Below are 18984 nucleotides of genomic sequence, written 5' to 3'. Positions count from 1 at the left end.
GCCGCTCCTCAGGTCAGCCGATCGATGGCCTGGGCGAGCACTTCCACGCCCAGCTCTCCCTTGACGAGGTACGCGTCAGCGCCCGCATCCAGGCCGCGCCGCTTGTCCTCGGGCGAGGCGAGCGACGACAGGATGATGACGGGGATGCGTGCCACGGCGGGGGTCGACTTCAGCCTGCGCGCGAGCGAGAAGCCGTCCATCTTCGGCATCTGCACGTCGGTGAGGATGAGGTCGTAGGTGTTGTTCTGCACCTTGCCGTAGGCCTCCTCGCCGTCCTGCGCCTCCTCCACCATGTGCCCCAGCGCCTTGACGAGCGCGCCCTCGGTGGCGCGGGCAATGGGCGAGTCGTCCACCAGCAACACCCGGAGCCGCTTGGCGGCCGGAGCCTGGGTGACGGGCCGCGCCATGCGGCGCACCTCCGCCATGATGTCCGGGACGTGCAGCAGCACGGCGATGCGGCCGTCCTCCAGCGCGGCGGTGCCCGCGATGAAGGGCGCGCCCTTGAGGAACTCACCGCCGCACGGCTTCACCGCCACCTCGCGCTCGTCCACGAAGCCGTCGACGACCAGCGCCGCGTGGTCCTCGCCGTGGCGCACGACGACGGCCGGCGGCTTGTCGAAGCGGTTGCCGCCGTTGAGGCCGAGCAGCGGCCCCAGCGCGACGAGCGCCGTGGGCTTGCCCCGGTGGCGCACCGCGAGGGTGCCGAAGATCTCCAGCCGGTCCTCCGGCTTGACGCGCATCACGGCCTCGACGTCCGCGGCGGGCATGCCGTAGACGTCGTCGCCCAGGCGCACCAGCAGCACCTTCATCAACGCGAGCGACTGGGGCAGCCGCAGGGTGATGGTGGTGCCACGGCCGATGCGGCTGTTGACGCCGACGGAGCCGCCGAGCGTCTCCACCTTGCGCTTCACCACGTCCATGCCCACGCCGCGGCCGGACAGCTCGCTGACCTGCTCGCGGGTGGAGAAGCCCGGACGGAAGATGAGCTCGATGGCCTCGCGCTCCGACAGCGAGGCGGCTTGCACCGCGGTGATGAGGCGCTTGTTGATGGCCACCTGGCGCAGGCGCTCCGGGTCGATGCCGCGCCCGTCGTCCTCCACCTCGATGTGCAGCATGTCGCCGTCCACACGCACGCGGATGCGGATGCGGCCCGTCTGCGGCTTGCCCAGCGCCTGGCGCGTGTCCGGGGACTCCAGGCCGTGGTCCACCGAGTTGCGCAAGAGGTGCACCAGCGCGTCGCGCACGTCGCCCAGCATGGACCGGTCCACGCCGATGTCGGCGTTCTCGATGAGCAGGTCCACTTCCTTCGTCTGCGTGCGCGCCATGTCGCGCACCGCGCGCGGGAAGGCGTCGAACACCGTGGACAGCGGCACCAGCCGGGCCTCGGCCACGTGGTCCGCCATCTTCGACAGGTTGCCGTGCAGCGTGTTGATCCCGTCGTCGTTGCGCCGCACGAAGCGGAACGCATCGTCGCGCAGCATGTGCAGGTCGCTCTCGACGCGGTCCAGCTGCGCGCGCACCTCCAGCGGGATGTCCAGCGCCTCCGCCAGGCGCAGGAACCGGTCGCCCATGCGGCTGAAGCGCTCGAACAGCTCCTCCGTCTCGGAGCTGCGCAGCCGCCCCCGGGCGCTCTCCACCAGCAGGTCGCCGGCGAGCAGCCCCAGCGAGTCCAGCACCTCCACGTTGACGCGGATGGTGCGGTCGGCGATGGCCGACTTGGCGGCGCTCGGGGCCTCCTCCTCCGCGCGGCCCGACGCGGGCGCGGGAGCATGGGCCACGGGCGCGGCGATGACGGGCGCCTCCACCGCCGGAGCCCGGACCACGGGCGCCTGCACCGGCGCGGCCACCATGGGGGCGGGCGCGGGCGGCGGGGGCTTCGCGCCGGGGATGGCGGGCGCGGCCTGACCGGAGACCTCCGCCAGCGCGCGGACCATGTCCTCGCTGGCGGGCGTGCCGGTGTTGGCACCGGACAGGTCCTCGATGAGGTCCGACAGGACGTCGCAGGCACGGAGCATGACGTCCGTGGCGATCTCCGTGGCCGTGCGTCCCTCGCGCTCGGCGCGCAGGACGTCCTCCGCCGCGTGGGCGAGCTGACCGATGGCGGCGAGGCCCAGCATGCGGGCCTCTCCCTTCATCGTGTGCAGCTCGCGCGCGACGTCGTCCGCGGCCTGGTCCGCGGTTTCCTTCTCCAGGTCCAACACGCCCAGCTGAATCTTCTGGAGGCGGTCGGCCGTGACCTCCTGGAACTTCTTCAGGAGGGATTTCTTGAGAGCCTCGGTGTCCATGGGCGGTGAGTGCTGCGCACCCTCCCCTTCCCGGAAGAGCTAGTCGGCCTTGAAGCGCTTGATGAGCTCCGCGAGACGAGCGGCCAGCTGCGTGAGCTCCGCGGCCGCGCCCGTCGCCTGCTTCGACGCCTGCGTCGTCTGACGCGTCACGTCCTCGATCTCCGCCATGGACGCCACCACCTGCTCGGTGGCCGTGCGCTGCTGCTGCGTGGCGAGGTTGATGACGCGAGCGGCGTCGCTCGTCTCCTGCACGCCGGCGAGGATGCCCTCGACGGCCTGCGCGGCGACGGCGCCCAGCTTCTCACCCGACTCGGTGGCGGACTTGGACGCCTCGGCGGCGCCCGCGGCCGCGGCGGTGGCCTCGCGGATCTCCGTGATGAGGTTCTTGATCTCCTTGGTGGAGTCCAGGACGTTCTCCGCCAGGCGGCGCATCTCCGCCGCGACGATGGAGAAGCCCTTGCCCGCCTCACCGGCGCGGCTGCCCTCGAGCGCCGCGTTCAGCGCGAGCAGGTCCGAGCGGTCGGCGATCTCGTCGATGACCTCCACCACGGTGCCGATGCGCTCCACGCGCTTGGACAGCTTGGCGATGGAGTCCGCCACCGCGACGCCGTCGCTGCGGATCTGCTGCATCGCCTGGATGAACTCACCGATGGCGCCCCGGCCCGCGCGCGCCGCGCCCAGCGTCTCCTCGGCCACGCGCGCCACGCTGCCCGCGTTCTCGGCGATCTGCGCGGAGGCGTGCTTGAGCTCCTCCATGGTCGCCGTCGTCTCGTGGATGGCGGCGGCCTGCTCCGTGGAGGACGTCTCGTGCTGCGTGGACGCCGCGAGCACCTGGTTGGCGGACGAGGACAGCCTCAGCGCCGCCTCGTTGATCTCCCGCACGAACGTGCGCAGCGTCTCGATGACCTTGCCGAAGCCCTCGAGCAGCGGTCCCAGCTGGGGGTCCTCGGTGGTGGTGTTCCACCGGGACAAATCGCCCTCGCGCACCAGGCTGATGAGCGCGTCCAGGGCCTGGTCGATCTCCTGCGCCGCCACGTGCTTGCGGTGCTCGGAGCTGGCGAAGTTGTCCAGCACCTGGTTGAGCAGGTGGGCCAGCTCCTCGCCGCCCTCGCCCACCAGCTCCTTGGGGACGCGGGCCTGGAGGTTGCCGGCGAGCACCGTCAACAGCGTGTCGGTGAAGGCCTTGTGGGGGATGGGGGCCGCGGGCGCGGCGGCACCGGCCGCCTTGGAGGCAGGGGCCTTCCGGGCGGAACGGGCCTTGGACGTGGGCTTCTCGTTGGGGGTGTCCAGGGACATTGCGGTCAGTGCCTTCCTTGAGTTCCTCGGGTCCTGGCGGTCTCCACCAGGTCAATCAGCAACACGGTGCGGGCTTCTTCCAGGCACACACCGACGGCATAAGCGGCCGCGCCCGCCGTGGGGGGCATGCGGCGAAGTTGAGTCACGGGGATGGGGCGCACGCCCCGGACGGCGTCCACCTTCAGGTGGCCCTCGCCCTCCGGCGTGTCGAACACCAGCGCGCGGTTGCCCCGGTGCAACAGGCCCAGCTCCGGCAGGGTGATGTCCTCCGGCAACGAGCGATCGATCCGCAGCACCTGCGACGCGTCCGTGCCGAACACGCCCCCGCCGATCTCGAAGAAGAGGATGTCCACCTCCTCCACCTTCTCCTCCAGGTCGAGCGACTCGTCGTTCATCGGGCCACCGCGCGCTGCCTGGCCGTCTGCAAGAGCTTGGAGAAGTTGAGCAGGTTGATGCTGTCCTGCGGCGTGGCGCCCGGCACCACGCCCATCAGGTGCTCGGCCGCCGCGTCACCGCCCAGCGGCGGTGGGAGGATGTCCGCCACGGGGATGCGGCGCAGGCCCAGCACCGTGTCGGCGACGACCCCGGCGACGATGCTCCCGGTGATGCCGATGAACAGGCGCGTGCGGGGACCGATGCGCGCCTCGCCCTTGGAGAGGAAGCGCAGGAGGTCCACCACAGGCAGCACCTCGCCGCGGTGGCCCGTGACGCCCATGATGAAGGAGGGCGTCCTCGGCAGGGGGGTGAGCAGGCCGGCGCGGAACACCTCGAGGACGTTCTCGCTGGGCACGCCGAGCCGCAGGTCTCCCACCCGGAAGCAGAAGAACTCCTGCTCCGGTCGGGCTTGGACGGCCACGGCGCGGTCCGGAGCCATCCGGAGTGCTCGCTGGAGGGGAGTCGAGGTCGTGGTCAAGGCGTCCGAGTATCCGGAGGGGACGAAAACCGGTCAAGTGTCGGCATCAAGCTGGCCGGCCGCTCGCCGTTTCGATGGTCCGCGCTGAACCAAAGGTGTAGGGTTCCACCCCGAATCCTTTGAGGAGGACGATGTCGCGCGTACTGGTCATTGATGACAGCCCGATGCTGGTGGAGCTCACCGTCCGGGCCCTCACCGCCGCCGGCTATCAGGTGAGCGGGGCCCAGGACCTGACGAGCCTCAACCAGAAGCTCTCCGAGGGGCCGTTCGCGCTCATCCTCATGGACGTGAACATGCCGGAGATGTTCGGCGACGACGTCGTCGAGTACCTCCGGAGCCAGAAGAAGGTCACCTCCAAGCTGGTGCTCTACTCCGACATCTCGGAGGCGGAGCTGGCCGGCAAGACGAAGGCCTCCGGCGCGGACGGCTACATCCTCAAGAGCGGCGGCCTGGAGGCCGTCATCAGCGGCGTGATGAACCTCATCGGCGCCCCCGCCCTGGGTGTCCCCGCCGCCGTCCCCGCTCCCGCCGCGCCCGCCCCCACGGAGGCCCCCCAGGCGGCCCCCGCCGCGCCCGCGCCCATCGCCTCCACGGGCCTCAAGGCCGCGCCCAGCACGGGCGGCCGCAAGCCGCGCATCCTCATCGTCGACGACAGTGAGATGACCGCGCGGATCATCGAGGCGGACCTGGTCGCCAAGGGCTTCGAGGTCCACGTCGCGGACACCGCGGACAAGGCCACGAAGATCATCCTCAAGAAGCAGACGCGTCCGGACCTGGTGCTGCTGGACGTGCGCATGCCCAACGTGAACGGCGAGCAGTTCTGCCGCTTCATCAAGAGCAACAGCCTCTTCAAGGGCATCAAGGTGCTCTTGTGCTCCGGCGAGAATGTCGAGGAGCTCCAGCGCATCTGCCGCGAGGCTGGCGCCGACGGCTACATCCCCAAGGACGCCGTGATGGGCAACCTGGTGGCCAAGGAGCTGATGCCCCCCGGCGGCGAGTAGCCCTCCGCCCACGTCGTCCCGTCCTGGATGAAGGGCCCTCCTCACCGGGCCCCATCCTCCCGAGTCGAGCGCCCTACCCGCGCCCCGCGGCGTTCTCGCGCTCCTCGAGTCCCCGCGCGAAGTTGCCGATGATGATGCCGGGCCGCGCCGCCTTCAGTCGCTGCAGCAGCGTGCGCACGCCCACCGGCTCTCCACCGGCGCCCACGTCGCGCGCGGCCTCCAGGTACTGGAGCGGATCGATGGCCAGGGAGCGCGTCTGCACCTGGTCCACGCGGTACTTCTTCACCAGCCGCTCGAGCGCCTTCACCTCGCCCTCGCGGTCCGTGACGCCGGGGAACAGGAGCAGGTTGAGCGCCAGGTACGCGCCGCGCTCGCGCGCGAGGGCGATGGACGCCTCCACGTCCTCCCAGCCGTACTTCACCGGCTTGTAGTACGCCTCGTAGAGGCCCTTGGTCGCCGCGTTGAGCGACACGCGCACGGCGTCCAGGCCCGCGTCGAGCAGCGCCTCCAGGCCCTGGGTGAGGCTGGCGTTGGTGTTGATGTTGATGGAGCCCTTCTGCGTGCGCGCGCGCATGTAGCGGATGGACTCCGCGATGAACTTCCAGCGCGTGAGCGGCTCGCCCTCGCAGCCCTGGCCGAAGCTCACCATGGTGCGGCCCTGCGCGTTCTCCAGATGGAACAGGCCGATGGCGCCCATCTCCTCCGCGGTGGGCCCGTCATCCATGCGCTCGTGCGACGCGGGAGGACCGTCCGCCGGCTGGTCGGAGATGCAGCCCACGCATCTGGCGTTGCACATCACCGACGCGGGGATGGCCGCCTCGTCGCGGACGTAGAACGTGTTCTGCGACGTGAAGCACCGGTACAACAGCGCGCACGTCTTGAGCTGCTTGAGCACGCGGTTGTCCGGGAAGCGCTTCATGTGCGCGTCCACGAGCGCCTTCATGTCCGGCGTGGAGTAGCGCTCCGGATCCCAATGCGAACGGCGGTCCGTGTGGATGGCCCACGCCACCGGCCCATCCTTCCCCCACGCCGCCGCCGTATACGCCCACTGCGGCAGCACCGGCCCGTCTCCCTTCACCTCGCCCGGAAGGAACGTGCGCGTGTAGCCCGGGGGCAGCAGCGCGCCCACCGCGTTGGGGACGAACGTCTTGCCACCCACGTTCATCTGCCGCACCAGCTCCAGTTCCCCCGTGTCGGGGTGCAGGCCCACGGGCAGCCTGCCCGGCAGGTGCACCAGCCGCCCGGCGGACGGCAGCGGGATGGGCTTGTCCTGGGGAGGAACGAGCTCTTCTCCGCTGCGCAGCGTGGCCAGCAGGTAGGGATGCTCCATCACCCGGCCCTTGGGGTCGGCGAACAGCAGCTTCGGCGCGGACGTCATGGGGACGCTAACTACCACCGGCCCCCCTTCTGTTTCGATGGCGAACCGTCATCGGACGCACTGCATTCAACGCCGCGCGTCATCCCTCCGAGGTAACAAAGGCTCACCGGTGACATGTGCACCGCTTGGGCGGACGCCTTGATTCCCTCTGGGGGCCCCGTTAGGGTCCGCGCGCTTTTTCAGTCCCCCTCTCGGAGGCAAGTCGTGATCGTCGGAGTTCCCAAGGAGATCAAAACCCGTGAGTACCGCGTCGGCATGGTGCCTGCGGGCGTGCGCGCGCTCACGAGCGCGGGCCACACGGTGCTGGTCGAGACGAACGCCGGCGTCGGCTCTGGCATCCCCGACTCGGAGTACCAGCGCGTGGGCGCGACGCTCGTCGCCAGCGCGGACGAGGTCTGGAAGCGCGCGGAGATGATCGTCAAGGTGAAGGAGCCCATCGCGCCGGAGTACGAGCGCATCCAGCCCGGGCAGATCATCTACACGTACTTCCATCTGGCCGGCGTGGACCCGGAGCTGACGAAGACGCTCGTGAAGAAGAAGGCGGCGGCCGTCGCCTACGAGACGCTGCAGCTGGATGACGGCAGCCTCCCCCTGCTCAAGCCCATGTCCGAGGTGGCCGGGAAGATGGCCATCCAGGTGGGCGCCGCGTGCCTGGAGAAGGCGCACGGTGGCAAGGGCATCCTGCTGGGCGGCGTGCCCGGCGTGCGCCGCGGCCGCGTCACCGTCATCGGTGGCGGCGTCGTCGGCCTGTGCGCCGCGAAGGTCGCCGTGGGCATGGGCGCCGAGGTCACCATCCTCGACGTCAACCTGGAGCGCCTGACCTACCTGGACGACGTGTTCCTCGGCCGCGTCAGCGTGCTCGCCTCCGACACGGAGAGCATCGCCGCCTCCGTGCGCGAGGCCGACCTGGTCGTGGGCGCGGTGCTCATCCCCGGCGGCAAGGCCCCCAAGCTCGTCTCCGAGTCGCTCATCTCCGAGATGACCCCGGGCTCCGTCGTCGTCGACGTCGCGGTGGACCAGGGCGGCTGCATCGAGACCTGCAAGCCCACCACGCACGACAACCCGACGTTCGAGGTGCACGGCGTCGTCCACTACTGCGTCGCCAACATGCCCGGCGCCGTCCCCCAGACGTCCACGTACGCCCTCACCAACACCACCCGTCCCTACTCGCGGAAGATCGCCGACATGGGCCTGGTGGAGGCCGTGAAGTCGGACCGCGCCCTGGCCCGTGCGATGAACACCTACAACGGCCACGTCACCTACGAGGCCGTCGCCAAGGACCTGGGGTACGAGTACCTCTCCATCTCCGAGGCGCTCGCGCGCAAGTAGCCCGCCCAGCAGCCTGACAGGCAGGGCACTTCCCGAGGGGGAGGCGTGGATGGCGACATCCCGTCTCCCCTTCGTTATTGAAAATGGGGAATAAAGTTCCCCGTCGGGAGTCTGGCGTACCCGAAGCGACCGGACGGGCGGGTGTGACTGGGAAGCCGTTGTTGCCAGTTCTGTTCCCGTGCATACATTGATGGGCAGGCGACAACTCATTCCCCAATTGTTTCGGGCCTCTGGAAGGCGGGACATGTTGGATTTCAGACAACCCAACCGGACGAAGCAGGAATTCGAGGAACTGGCGCTGGCCCACCTGGACCCGCTCTATTCGGCGGCCCTGCGCCTGACGAAGAACGAGCGCGATGCCGAGGACCTGGTGCAGGACACCTGCATGAGGGCCTACCGCTTCTTCGACAAGTTCGAGCGGGGCACCAACATCAAGGCCTGGCTCTTCAAGATCCTCACCAACACGTTCATCAACCGCTACCGGCGCAAGGTGAAGGAGCGCACGGTGGTGGAGGGCGTCGAGCGCGAGGCGGTGCACGAGCGCTTCGTGAGCCGGGACGCGACGGACTTCGCGGCCAACCCGGAGCAGTACTTCTTCGACCGGCTCCTGTCGGACGACGTGCTGCGCGCCATCGACTCCTTGCCCATCGACTTCAGGCTGGTGGTCATCCTCGCGGACCTGCAGGAGTTCTCCTACAAGGAGATCGCCGAGATCCTCGAGTGCCCTGTCGGCACCGTGATGAGCCGCCTGTTCCGAGGCCGCAAGCTCCTGCAGAAGACGCTGCGCGAGTACGCGGTGGGCCAGGGTGTCTTCCGCCACGAGGGAGAGGGCGCGGAGCCCCCGGCGAACCTCGAAGAGTATCGTCAAAGGAAGAAGACGGGGTAGAAACAGGTTCCTACCGCGCGCCCATGACCTGCCAGGAACTCGAACGGCTTCTGTATCCGTACCTCGACGGCGAATTCCAGCCGGAGGAGCGGGTCGACCTCGAATCCCACCTCTCCGCGTGCGCTGGATGTCAGCGCCGCGTGGAGGAAGAGCGGAACATGCAGCTCGCCCTGCGGCGGGCCGCCAGACACTCCGTGCAGCGAATGCAGGCCCCGGCCTCGCTCCGCGCGGGCATCGCCCAGGGGCTCCACCAGGAGCACCGCCGCGCGCAATATGGGGTCTGGCTGCGCGCGGGCGCCGTCGCCCTGGTGGTGGTGACGGTGACGAGCGGCTGGTCCGCGTATCAGGCGGGCAAGCGCGAGCGGCTGGCGAAGGAAGAGCTGGTCCTGCGCTTCAAGCGTCCGCTGCCGTACGAAGTCACCGCGTCCAACTCCGAGCAGCTGGAGACGTGGTTCAAGGGCACGGTGGACCCTCGCGTCGCGCTGCCACAGCTGCCTCGCGCCAAGCCGCTGGGCGGCCGCATCTCCATCCTCAACGGCCGCGAAGTGGCGTACATCAGCTACGAGACGCTCCCCGACGAGGGTGGCCCCAGCCGGCGGCTCGGCGTGTTCGTGGTGCCGGACGAGTCGAGCCCCCGTCCCCAGGCGCTGCCCGCGGTGGAGGTCGACTCCGCGCAGGGCTTCAACATCGTGACCTGGCGGGATCACGAGGTCGTCTACGAGATGGTCACCGACATGGACGAGCGTGACATCCTGCGCATGCTCGAGGAGCGCGAGCACGGCGCCGCGTTGGCCAGCACGCCCCGGGCGATGGAGTCCGCGGACGGGAATTACTCGTACCAGACACTCCCGATGCCCGCGCGCTCGCGCCCCGCCGTCTCTGTCGAGCCCGCGTCGTTTCCCTGAAGCGTGCTGTTGCGCGCGCCGTGGCGCCTGCCCGACTGCCCTGCGGGCGGAGTTTCGTACGGCCCGAACATTTGACGGTCCCTGACATGGCCGATAGCCTCGACGGCGCTTCTTTCCTCGCGCGCCACCGTCACCCGTGGCGCCCGCGCGCGCCGCACCCAGGTCGGGCCGTTCCTACATGTCCAAGAAAATCCTGATCGTCGAAAAGAGCGACACCGCCCTCGCAGCCACCCTGAGGCCCGTCCTGGAAGGACGGGGCTTCACCGTGGAGGACACCGCGGACGGCAAGGGCAGCGTGGAGCAGATTCGCCGCGACAGGCCCGACCTCGTCGTGCTGGCGGTGGAGCTGTCCGCCGGACAGAACGGCTACCTCATCTGCGGCAAGCTGAAGAAGGACGACGACCTCAAGAACGTCCCCATCGTCATCGTCGGCAACCCGGATGGCTTCGCGCAGCACCGCAAGCTGAAGGCGCACGCGGACGAGTACGTGCCCATGCCGGTGGACGCCAACCTGCTCACCGAGCGCGTGGGCGCCATCATCGGCTTCCCCGAAGTGGCCGTCTCCGAGGACGTGGTCGACGAGAGCCTCACGCTGGACGCGCTCGGCGACGAGCCGATGACGGCGGACTTCGGTGAGGAGATCTCCGTCGACACCGGCGAGGACGAGGAGCCCGCGGTCGCCGGCGAGGAGCTGGACCTGGACGCGGCGTTCAGCGACATGTCGTCGCCGGAGCCCGAGCCCGCCGCCATCGTCGAGGAGCCCGTGGAGGCCCCGCCCGACGCCGTCGTCGAGGGCGTGGAGGAGGACTTCTCCGGCCTGGACGCGCTCGGCTCGGACGCGGACGATGCGCTGGACTCGCTGGACGACTCGGAGAAGACGGTCGTGGGCTTCATGCCCGTCGCCACCGCGCCGGTGGCGCCCGCCCCGCTGAAGGTCATCGAGCCGCCCAAGGCCACCACCCCGCCCCCCGCGCGCACGCCGACGCCGCCCGCGCGCACGCCCGCGGTGGCCACCAGCGCGCCCGTGGCCGCGGCGCCTGTCACCTCCGCCGCGGACGCCGCCGAGCTGCGCAGCCTGCGCGCGAAGGTGACCGAGCTGCAGGCCGCGCTGGAGGACTCGCGCGGCACGGCCTCCCAGGCCGAGGACCGGGTGCGTGAGCTGGAGGCCGAGCTGGAGGGCAAGGCCACCGAGCTGGAGACGGCCCGCGCCGCCACCGGCAAGAACGACAAGGACACCTTCGCGCTGCGCGACGCCGTCAACAAGCGCGACAAGGAGATCCTCCGCCTCAAGACGGAGCTGAACCAGAAGGACCAGGAGATCGTCGAGCTCAAGGACCAGCACCTGGAGCTCGAGCAGGCGTCCAGCACGACCGAGTCGGAGATGGCCCGGCGCGACGCGCAGATCAAGACGCTCACCACCCGCGTGGACACGCTGACGGCGGAGCGCAAGCGCGTGGACCAGCAGCTCGCCACCTCCAAGGAGGAGGCGCGTGGCGCCGCCGCCCAGGTGACGACGCTCCAGGAGGAGCTGGATCAGCAGGCCGCGCAGACGGCGGGCCTCAACGCGGAGCTGGAGGAGCTGCGCAACCGCACCGGTCAGCTCGAGGTCGACGTGCAGACGGCGCGCGAGGAGGCCGACACCCTGCGCGGCCAGGTGGAGAGCGCCCAGCGCGAGGCCGAGGAGCTGCGCTCCCAACTGGAGCAGACGCAGACGGAGCTGTCCGAGCAGGGCACCCGCGCGGCCGAGGAGGCCGACGAGCTGCGCCGCCGCATCGCCGAGCTGGAGGCCACCGCCGTGCGCAACGAGGAGCGGGTCACCAAGCTCTACGCGCGCATCAAGAACGACGAGAAGCTGCGCGAGAAGACGAAGAAGGCGCTCGCCATCGCCCAGCAGCTGCTCGAGGAGAACGCCTCCTCCGTGGCCGACGACGCCGACGAAGCGGCGGCCTGAGGCAGCCCCCACGCCGCTCCCGCCACTGGCTCGACGCAAGGCGCTGGAGCGGCGGTGGAACCCGGGGTCGAAGCCCTCTTTGAAAGAGGGCTCCCCCACCCCGCCCCGTCTACTTGTCGTCGGTCTTCTTGGGGGCGGTCTTCTTCTCCAGCAGCTTCTTGGCGAACGTCTGCACCGCGGCCGGCACGTTCTTGTCGCGGCTCAGGTCCTTGAGCTCGCCGTCGCGCAGGGCGTTGAGGAACTTCATCGTGACGGTGAGCGGCACCTTGGGGTTCTTCACCAGGGCCAGCTTCACCTTCATGTTCTTGGTCCACTCGCGGTTGTTGTAGATGACGCGCAGCACGTCATCCATCATCGCGCGGTTGGAGGCGCACGCGAGCACCTCGCCGTCCGTGATTCGCGGGCTGCGGATGACGGCCACGGCGACCAGCTTGTTCGTCTCGCGGATGAGCGCGCCGCGGGCCTCCTTGTTGCCCAGCGTGGCCAGCTTGATCTTCTCCGCGATGGACATCTTCATCAGCCGCTGGGCCAGCGTCAGGCGCTTGCCCTCCTCCATGGGCGCGGCGTTCTCGTCCGCCACCTCGCCGCCCATCTCCTGGAGCACCTCCTGCGCGGTGGGGCCCGGGTCCGGCGGCGCCTCGGCGGCCTCGGGGCCGAACAGGCGCACGCGCGCGGCCTTCATCTGCGGCACGTCCGTCAGCTGCAGGCCGCTGCGCACCGCGAAGTCACAGACGCTGTCGATGAGGGACACCGGCGCCTGGGCGTTGGCGCACAGGCCGCGAAGGATGTCCTCGTAGCGCAACAGGCGCAGCTGGTTCTGCCCGATGATCTCCGCCAGCTTCGGTCCACACTCGCGGGCCACCTGCGCCACGGCCTCGTCGGGCGTGTTCGAGTTGAGGACGAGCATCTCCGCGTAGGCGTCCTTGTCCTTGAGCAGCCCGAGGAAGTAGCCCAGCACCTGGGGCTGCACCTCCTCGTCGCGCAGCGCGGAGCCGAGGATCTTCTCGGGCAGGCCCGCGGACGTCTTCGCCGCCGTCTCGCGCACGCCCGCGTCCGGGTCGTACGTCAGCATGTACAGCGCGCCCAGCATGTCGGACGGGCTGAGCGGCACGAGCGACTTGGCGGCCATCATCCGCAGCGGCACCGGCGCGGCCGGGTCCACGTGCTTGCGCAGGTTGGGCGGGAGGAACTCCGCGTTGAAGGGGCAGCCCGGGGGAGGCGCCGGGACGTTGCTGGGGGCGGCGGTGGTCATGTCGCGTGGTTCCTTCCGTAGATGATGCGCAGGCCCTCGAGCGTGAGGAACTCGTCCACTTCGTGGATGGCCTTGGATTCACTGGCCACCAGCGGCGCGAGCCCTCCGGTGGCGACGACCCTCACGGGGTGGCCCAGGTCGGCCTGCATGCGCGCGCAGATGCCGTCCACCATCCCGACGTAGCCGTACACGAGCCCCGACTGCATCGAGTGCACCGTGTTGCGGCCGATGACATGCGGCGGCCGCGCGAACTCCACGCGCGGCAGCTTGGAGGCGTTCTGGAACAGGGCCTCCATGGAGATGTTGATGCCCGGGCAGATGCAGCCGCCCAGGTACTCGCCCCGCGCGGACACCGCGTCGAACGTGGTGGCGGTGCCGAAGTCCACGACGATGAGCGCCGAGCGGTGCTTCTCGTACGCGGACACCGCGTTGACGATGCGGTCCGCGCCCACCTCGCGAGGGTTGTCGTAGAGGATGGGCATGCCCGTCTTCACGCCAGGCCCCACGAACATGGGCCGCATGCGGAAGTAGCGCTCGCTCATCTTCTCCAGGCTGAACTGGAGCGGCGGCACCACGCTGGACACCGCCACCGCGCCCACCTTCGCCGCGTCGATGCCGCTGTGCGAGAAGAGCTGGCGCACCAGGATGCCGTACTCATCCGAGGTGCGCCGGGTGCTCGTCTCCACGCGCCAGTGGTCGAGCAGCCGTCGGCCCTCGAACACCCCGAGGGCGGTGTTGGTGTTGCCAACGTCGATGGCCAGGAGCATCACCCCGCGCACTCTACTCCGAAGGCGCCGCTCAGCGGGGCGTCTGGCGCGAGCGCGGCGACTGCCTGGGGCGCAGCTGCTCCACGTCTCCGGCCAGCACGCGCTCCAGCTGTCCGCCCTCCGTGCGCACCAGCAGCGCGCCGGACGGGTCGATGTCCTCGGCCAGGCCCCGCAGCTCGCTGCGGTCCGTGCGCACCAGCACGTCCTGCCCCAGGGTGGACGACAGCTCCTTCCACCGGGCGCGCACCGCGTCGAACCCCGTCTCCAGGTACAGGTCCAGCCACTCCTCCAGGCGCGTCCACAGGGAGGCGGCGAACCGGGCGCGGTGCACCTTCTCGCCCCGGGCCAGCGACAGCGAGGTGGCCACCCCGCGCAGCTCCTCGGGGAAGTGCTCGTCCTGGCAGTTGAGGTTGACCCCCACCCCGACGATGACGAAGTGCACCCGCTCCGGCTCGGCCGACAGCTCCGTGAGGATGCCCGCCACCTTGCGCCCGTCGATGTGCACGTCGTTGGGCCACTTGATGGCGGCGTCCACCCCGCACTCGCGCAGCGTCTCCGCCAGCGCGACGGCGGCCACCAGCGTCAGCTCCGGCGCGCGCTGGGGCGGCAGCTCCGGGCGGAGGATGGCGGAGAAGTACAGGTTCAGCCCCGGCGGCGACACCCAGGCGCGGCCCCGGCGGCCCTTGCCAGAGGTCTGCTGCTCGGCCACCACCACCTCGCCGTGCTCGGCGCCGTCCTGCGCCAGCCGGAACGCCACCTCGTTGGTGGAGCCCAGCACCGCGTGGTGATGGACCGTCCGGCCCAGGTCATGGGTCTCCAGCAGCGGCGCGACCTCCAGCGCGGTGAGGCGGTCCGGGACCTCCACCAGCCGGTAGCCCCGGGCGGGGATGGCCTCGATGCGATAGCCCTTGGTGCGCAGGGCCTCCACCCGCTTCCAGACCGCCGTGCGGGACAGCCCCAGCTTGCCCGACAGGGCCTCCCCGGAGGTGTAGTCCTCACCACTCTCGGAGAGGAACCCGAGGATGAGTTCCTCCTGCGTCTGCTCGGTCGATTCCAGGGCCACGGCGACACCTCACGAGAGCGCAAGGGTACGGAGCGGCGGCCGGGCTTTCAACTCGCCGGGCCGGGGCCCTCGGCGGCCCCTCCTCGCCCTCCGTCCCGGCCTTCAGCCGGCCGGTGGGGTGCTCGCCCCGGGGGCACGACTCCCACCCACCTCGTAGGCGGTGAGCTCCAGGTGCGTCTGGGGGATGCGCTGCTGGCTCGCCGTCTCCAGGAAGATCTCCATGCGCACCATCCCGACGCCCGGCGCGAACGTCATCGCGTTGACGAGCGTGGCCTGGGCATCCACCCGGTTGCGCCCCTCCACCTGCACGCAGGACGGGAAGGTGCCCGCGGGGGTGTCACACGCGCTGCCCGCCTGGACGATGCGATAGCGCTCGGTGGACGACACCGACACCACGTTCGTCCACGCGTGCCCGGTCTCCAGGGGGCCCCGCAGCAGGTAGCGCTTGGGGTCCCTCAGCCCGTAGGCATCCACGGCGAGCTGGCCGCCCTGGTTGTCGTGGAAGAAGCCCTCCTCCTGCTTGAGGATCTCCACCGTGACGAGCTTGTCGGCGCGGCCGTTCTGCCGGTACGTCCAGCTGTTGCCCACCGCGAGCGGGTAGTAGTCCGCCACGCTCCCGGCCACGGCCGACGTCTGCGACTCCGACTCCACGCGCTTGGAGCAGCCGCTCCCCAGCATCATCGTGGCCAGCAGGGCGGCGGCGCCCACTCCGAACGAACGGTTCATCTCGATGTCAGTCCGCGTGGTCCCGGCCACGCGCCTCCGCGGTGATGTGCTTGCGTGAAGCGTAGAGCGTCTCCAGGGCCTGCTGCGCCGCGGCCTGCACGGCGGGCGCGTCATGCCCCTGGGCCACCGTATACAGGTACGCCTCCGCCTCCGGGCCACCAATCTCGCCCACCGCGAAGACGAGCTCCTGCACGAAGCCATTGTCCTTGCCGCGCGCCAGGTCGATGAGCGCCGGCACCGCCACGCGCGCCTTCATCTCCACCAGCGCGCCAATCGTCTTGCGCAGCACGTCCCCGTCCGAGGACTCCTTGAGCCGCTCGATGAGCAGCGGCGCCGCGGCGGGGTGCTGGCGCTCGGCCAGCGTGCGCAGCGCGAACTCACGCAGCCGCGCATCGTCCGCGCGCAGCTCCTGCACCAGCACGTCGTCCGTGCGCTCCAGCGCGTTGAGCTGCATCACCGCGGAGTCCGTCACCTGCTTGAGCACGGCGTCCAGCGCGGCGCGCATGGCGGCCTGCCGGCCCGCGGGCGAGTCCTCCATCACCGGCGCCTCGCCCAGTCCCACCACCTCGTAGTGCTGGGGCAGCTCCCCTCCGAAGCGCTCCAGCACGAGGTTGGCGCCCACCTCGGCGAAGCTGCGCGGATCCCCGTCCTTCAGGACCTCGCGCGTGAAGGGCACGTCCAACGTCAGGCGCCAGGGCCGGACGTCCTTCGTCACCTCGTCGCCCTTCAGCTCGAAGCGGCCGGAGGACTTCAGGGACTGGGTGAACAACGTCGCCACGCCCTCGGGCGCCAGGCCCAGGAGGGCGTTGTCCTTCACCGTCGCTCCGGAGACATCCACCGGAGAGACGGGGTAGCGCGGCGCCTGCGAGCGGCAGGCGCCGAGGAGGACGGCGCAGAAGGCGAGAATCAGGGCCGGCTTCATCGCCCCCTCAGGGTAACACCCGAAGCGGGCCCGCGCCGGCCATTCCCACCCTCCGCGCCAGACGGTGTCAGCCCTCTCCCCCTTCGGACGGGCTCTTCGCGGGACGGTGCGCATCCTCTCGCACCTCGTGCGACTCCGCTTCCGGACCGGACACGGACGGGACGACCGCCTCCGGCTGGACCTGCGCCTCGCGGACCGGCGCCTCGGGCTCGGTGATGCCCTCGGTCCGGGTGCTGGCCTCCAGCGCCTCGGCCAGGGAACCCGCCACGGGGACGGCCTCCGGGCTCGGCGCGGTGGCCTCGCTCACGTTGACCTCGGGCGCGGCCACCAGGTCCTGGTGCTTCGCGATGCCCGCCTCACCGTCGGGAGAGGGGGTGCCCTCCGCCTGGGGCTGGGGCGCGGCGATGCTCGCCTCACCCTCGGGAGCGGGAGCGCCCTCCGCCTGCGCCTGGGGCGCGCTCGCGGCCTCGCCCGTGGGAGCGGCGCCGCTCGCGGCCTCCGCCGGAGTGCCACCCGCCGGAGTGGCGCCAGCCTCGGCACCCCGGTTCCCACGACCCCGACGTCCACGACGGCGACGGCGGCGGCGCTTGCGGTCTCCCTGGCCGGGCTCGCCGTTCGCTTCGGCGCCCTCCGGACGGGCCCCCACGAAGGCGCTCGCGGCCTCCAGGTCGTCGTCATCACCCTCGTCGTCGTCCTCGCCCTCCTCGTCCTCGGAGCCCGTGTTCTGGGGCGCGGGCGCGGACACGGCGGGAGCGGCCTCGACCGCGACGTCGCCCTGGGCGCGAGCCTCACCGCCCTCGGAGGAGACCTCCACCTCGTCGGACGAAGGCGAAGCGGACGCGCGCTTCTCGCCACGCTCGCGGCGACGCTTCTCGCGCGGGCGCTCCGACGACGCGGCGACCTCGGGGGACTCGTCCTCGCGGGACTGCTTCTCGCGCTGACGCTCCTCGCGGCGCTTCTGGGCCTCCTCGGCGTCCAGCTTGGCGGCCTCGAAGAAGCGCTCGTCGATCTCGTACAGCTCCACCCGGGTGACGGTGACGGCCGTCTCGGCCTCCAGGAACTTCTCACCCAGCGCGTCGCCGCACCACAGCATCACCAGCGAGCCGCTGGCCTGCGCCTCGGTGCGCGCGTCGCCGCGCACGTCGCCCGCGCTCACCAGCAGGCCCACCTGCGCCGAGTAGTGGCTCAGGTCGCGCCGCAGCTCCTGCACGCACTTGCGGTCGATGCCGGGCATGCCCTTGAGCATCCGCACCGCGTAGCGCAGCTCCACGCTGCCCTCGCGCTTGCGCGCGGTGAGCAGGGGGCCTTCCTTGGAGCGCTTGGCCACCTTCAGCTCGCGGAAGCCCAGCCCGTGCATCATCTTCACGACGGACTTCTCGAACGTACCCACGTCCGCGTCGCCCAGGCGCTTGCGCAGCCCTCGCGCCACCGCGCGGCGCGCGTCCTTGAGCGACGTGCGCAGCGTGGTGAGCAGCGCCGCGTCCACCACCGGCTCGCCCGCGACCGCCGCGGCCGAGGAGCGCGCCAGCACCGGCCGGCCCGCCTCCAGCGGAATCCCCAGCGCCTGCGCGAACGCGGCCTGCAGTTCCAGCGACGGCGCCTCGCTCGGCGAGCCCGCGCGCTCCAGCGTCACCTCGCCGGAGTCCTTGTTGAACGCGTACTGCGGCCGGCGACCCGCGTCGATGCGACGCTGGTTGTCCTCCAGGAGCGCCGTGAGCACCGCCTCCACCGTGAGGTCCTCGGCGCACAGCTCCTTGCTCCGGGCGCGCTCGATGATGGCCTCCGTGCGCAGCCCACCGTCGGCGTCGCTGAGGATCTCGAACACCACCTCCGGCAGCGGCGGGAAGCGCTTGCGCTTTCCACCCCGCTCCTCGTCCTCGTCCCGGCGGCGCTTGCGCTCACTGCCCCGGCCCGCGGCTCGCACGTTGTCCGTGCGCGGCTCCGGATGGCGCTCCGCCGGCCTGAGCGGCGGCAGGTCCTCTTCCGGATTCGGCTCGATTACGCCTGTCTGCGCCAACGCCTCCACGTCCTCGGGAATCGACCAATCCACCAGGGCGAAGGTGTCCTTCGCCGTCACAATCACCTTGCGATCCCTCGTGCGACGCGCCATGGCGGCCAGGCGCGAGAGCATCGTCACCTCGGGCGTCTTGCCGACGTGGGAGAGCAGGCTTTGTTGGATGGACTTCTCGGTGATTTCAAGGAAGTGGAGGGGACGTCCTTCGCTCTCCAGGATGCGGAGCGCGGCCTCGTAAAATGTCATCGAGTATTCCCCAAGAATTCCGAACGGTTACAAAAATGTAGGTCCGTATG

The 18984-nt window shown here is 70.5% G+C and carries 16 protein-coding genes; 5 read left to right on the top strand and 11 right to left on the bottom strand.

Features of this window, described 5'->3' with window-relative positions; translation table 11 throughout:
- Window positions 1-8: 8 nt before the first annotated feature.
- From AC6JA9_RS20095 to AC6JA9_RS20080, 4 genes are read right to left on the bottom strand one after another with little or no spacing between them, the layout of a single operon-like run.
- A complete protein-coding gene (locus AC6JA9_RS20095) occupies window positions 9-2285 on the bottom strand; it encodes a hybrid sensor histidine kinase/response regulator (protein ID WP_223784406.1) in 2277 nt (758 codons plus the stop codon).
- A 39-nt stretch (window positions 2286-2324) separates the two neighbouring features.
- The gene (locus AC6JA9_RS20090) at window positions 2325-3581 is read right to left on the bottom strand and encodes a methyl-accepting chemotaxis protein (protein ID WP_223784405.1); all 1257 of its coding nucleotides are present in this window, start codon (window positions 3579-3581) and stop codon (window positions 2325-2327) included.
- A 5-nt stretch (window positions 3582-3586) separates the two neighbouring features.
- A complete protein-coding gene (locus AC6JA9_RS20085) occupies window positions 3587-3976 on the bottom strand; it encodes a Frizzy aggregation protein FrzB (protein ID WP_223749971.1) in 390 nt (129 codons plus the stop codon).
- Window positions 3973-4455: a chemotaxis protein CheW gene (locus AC6JA9_RS20080; protein ID WP_141332955.1), complete on the bottom strand. Its 483-nt coding sequence runs from the start codon at window positions 4453-4455 to the stop codon at window positions 3973-3975. The genes AC6JA9_RS20085 and AC6JA9_RS20080 overlap by 4 nt, the downstream gene beginning before the upstream one ends.
- A gap of 170 nt (window positions 4456-4625) precedes the next feature.
- Between AC6JA9_RS20080 and AC6JA9_RS20075 the strand changes: the two genes are divergently transcribed.
- On the top strand, window positions 4626-5495 hold the full coding sequence (locus AC6JA9_RS20075) for a response regulator (RefSeq protein WP_223749972.1): 870 nt from the start codon (window positions 4626-4628) through the stop codon (window positions 5493-5495).
- A 73-nt stretch (window positions 5496-5568) separates the two neighbouring features.
- Here the strand turns inward: AC6JA9_RS20075 and AC6JA9_RS20070 are convergent, their stop codons facing one another.
- Complete coding sequence (locus AC6JA9_RS20070; RefSeq protein WP_223784404.1) at window positions 5569-6873, bottom strand: radical SAM family protein; 1305 nt, start codon at window positions 6871-6873, stop codon at window positions 5569-5571.
- A gap of 204 nt (window positions 6874-7077) precedes the next feature.
- Here AC6JA9_RS20070 and ald point away from each other — a divergent pair, with 204 nt between their 5' ends.
- The 4 genes from ald (at window position 7078) to AC6JA9_RS20050 (ending at window position 11944) form a co-directional block, all read left to right on the top strand.
- Complete coding sequence (gene ald / locus AC6JA9_RS20065; protein ID WP_223749974.1) at window positions 7078-8202, top strand: alanine dehydrogenase; 1125 nt, start codon at window positions 7078-7080, stop codon at window positions 8200-8202.
- 244 nt (window positions 8203-8446) lie between these two features.
- Complete coding sequence (locus AC6JA9_RS20060; RefSeq protein ID WP_223784403.1) at window positions 8447-9088, top strand: sigma-70 family RNA polymerase sigma factor; 642 nt, start codon at window positions 8447-8449, stop codon at window positions 9086-9088.
- Between the two features lie 23 nt (window positions 9089-9111).
- Window positions 9112-9993, top strand: a complete 882-nt coding sequence (locus AC6JA9_RS20055) for an anti-sigma factor family protein (protein ID WP_223784402.1) — start codon at window positions 9112-9114, stop codon at window positions 9991-9993.
- A gap of 178 nt (window positions 9994-10171) precedes the next feature.
- On the top strand, window positions 10172-11944 hold the full coding sequence (locus tag AC6JA9_RS20050; RefSeq protein ID WP_497960444.1) for a response regulator: 1773 nt from the start codon (window positions 10172-10174) through the stop codon (window positions 11942-11944).
- A 109-nt stretch (window positions 11945-12053) separates the two neighbouring features.
- Here the strand turns inward: AC6JA9_RS20050 and AC6JA9_RS20045 are convergent, their stop codons facing one another.
- The 6 genes from AC6JA9_RS20045 to AC6JA9_RS20020 form a co-directional block, all read right to left on the bottom strand.
- Window positions 12054-13196, bottom strand: coding sequence for a hypothetical protein (locus AC6JA9_RS20045; protein ID WP_141331228.1), 1143 nt, complete (start codon window positions 13194-13196; stop codon window positions 12054-12056).
- Window positions 13193-13963 (bottom strand): type III pantothenate kinase, encoded by a 771-nt coding sequence (locus tag AC6JA9_RS20040; RefSeq protein ID WP_223749977.1) that lies wholly within the window; start codon window positions 13961-13963, stop codon window positions 13193-13195. Before AC6JA9_RS20040 ends, AC6JA9_RS20045 begins: the two co-directional genes overlap by 4 nt.
- Window positions 13964-13994: 31 nt before the next feature.
- Window positions 13995-15020, bottom strand: coding sequence for a biotin--[acetyl-CoA-carboxylase] ligase (locus tag AC6JA9_RS20035; RefSeq protein WP_497960719.1), 1026 nt, complete (start codon window positions 15018-15020; stop codon window positions 13995-13997).
- Window positions 15021-15128: 108 nt separating this feature from the next.
- Window positions 15129-15782, bottom strand: a complete 654-nt coding sequence (locus AC6JA9_RS20030) for a hypothetical protein (RefSeq protein ID WP_223784399.1) — start codon at window positions 15780-15782, stop codon at window positions 15129-15131.
- A complete protein-coding gene (locus AC6JA9_RS20025; protein WP_223749980.1) occupies window positions 15760-16674 on the bottom strand; it encodes a HEAT repeat domain-containing protein in 915 nt (304 codons plus the stop codon). Before AC6JA9_RS20025 ends, AC6JA9_RS20030 begins: the two co-directional genes overlap by 23 nt.
- Window positions 16675-16741: 67 nt before the next feature.
- Window positions 16742-18934: an HTH domain-containing protein gene (locus AC6JA9_RS20020; protein ID WP_408890557.1), complete on the bottom strand. Its 2193-nt coding sequence runs from the start codon at window positions 18932-18934 to the stop codon at window positions 16742-16744.
- Window positions 18935-18984 lie beyond the last annotated feature (50 nt).

The sequence above is a fragment of the Myxococcus sp. MH1 genome (genome assembly GCF_059738865.1).
Note: the sequence above shows the minus strand (reverse complement) of the source record. Positions and strands in the feature narration are given on the sequence as shown.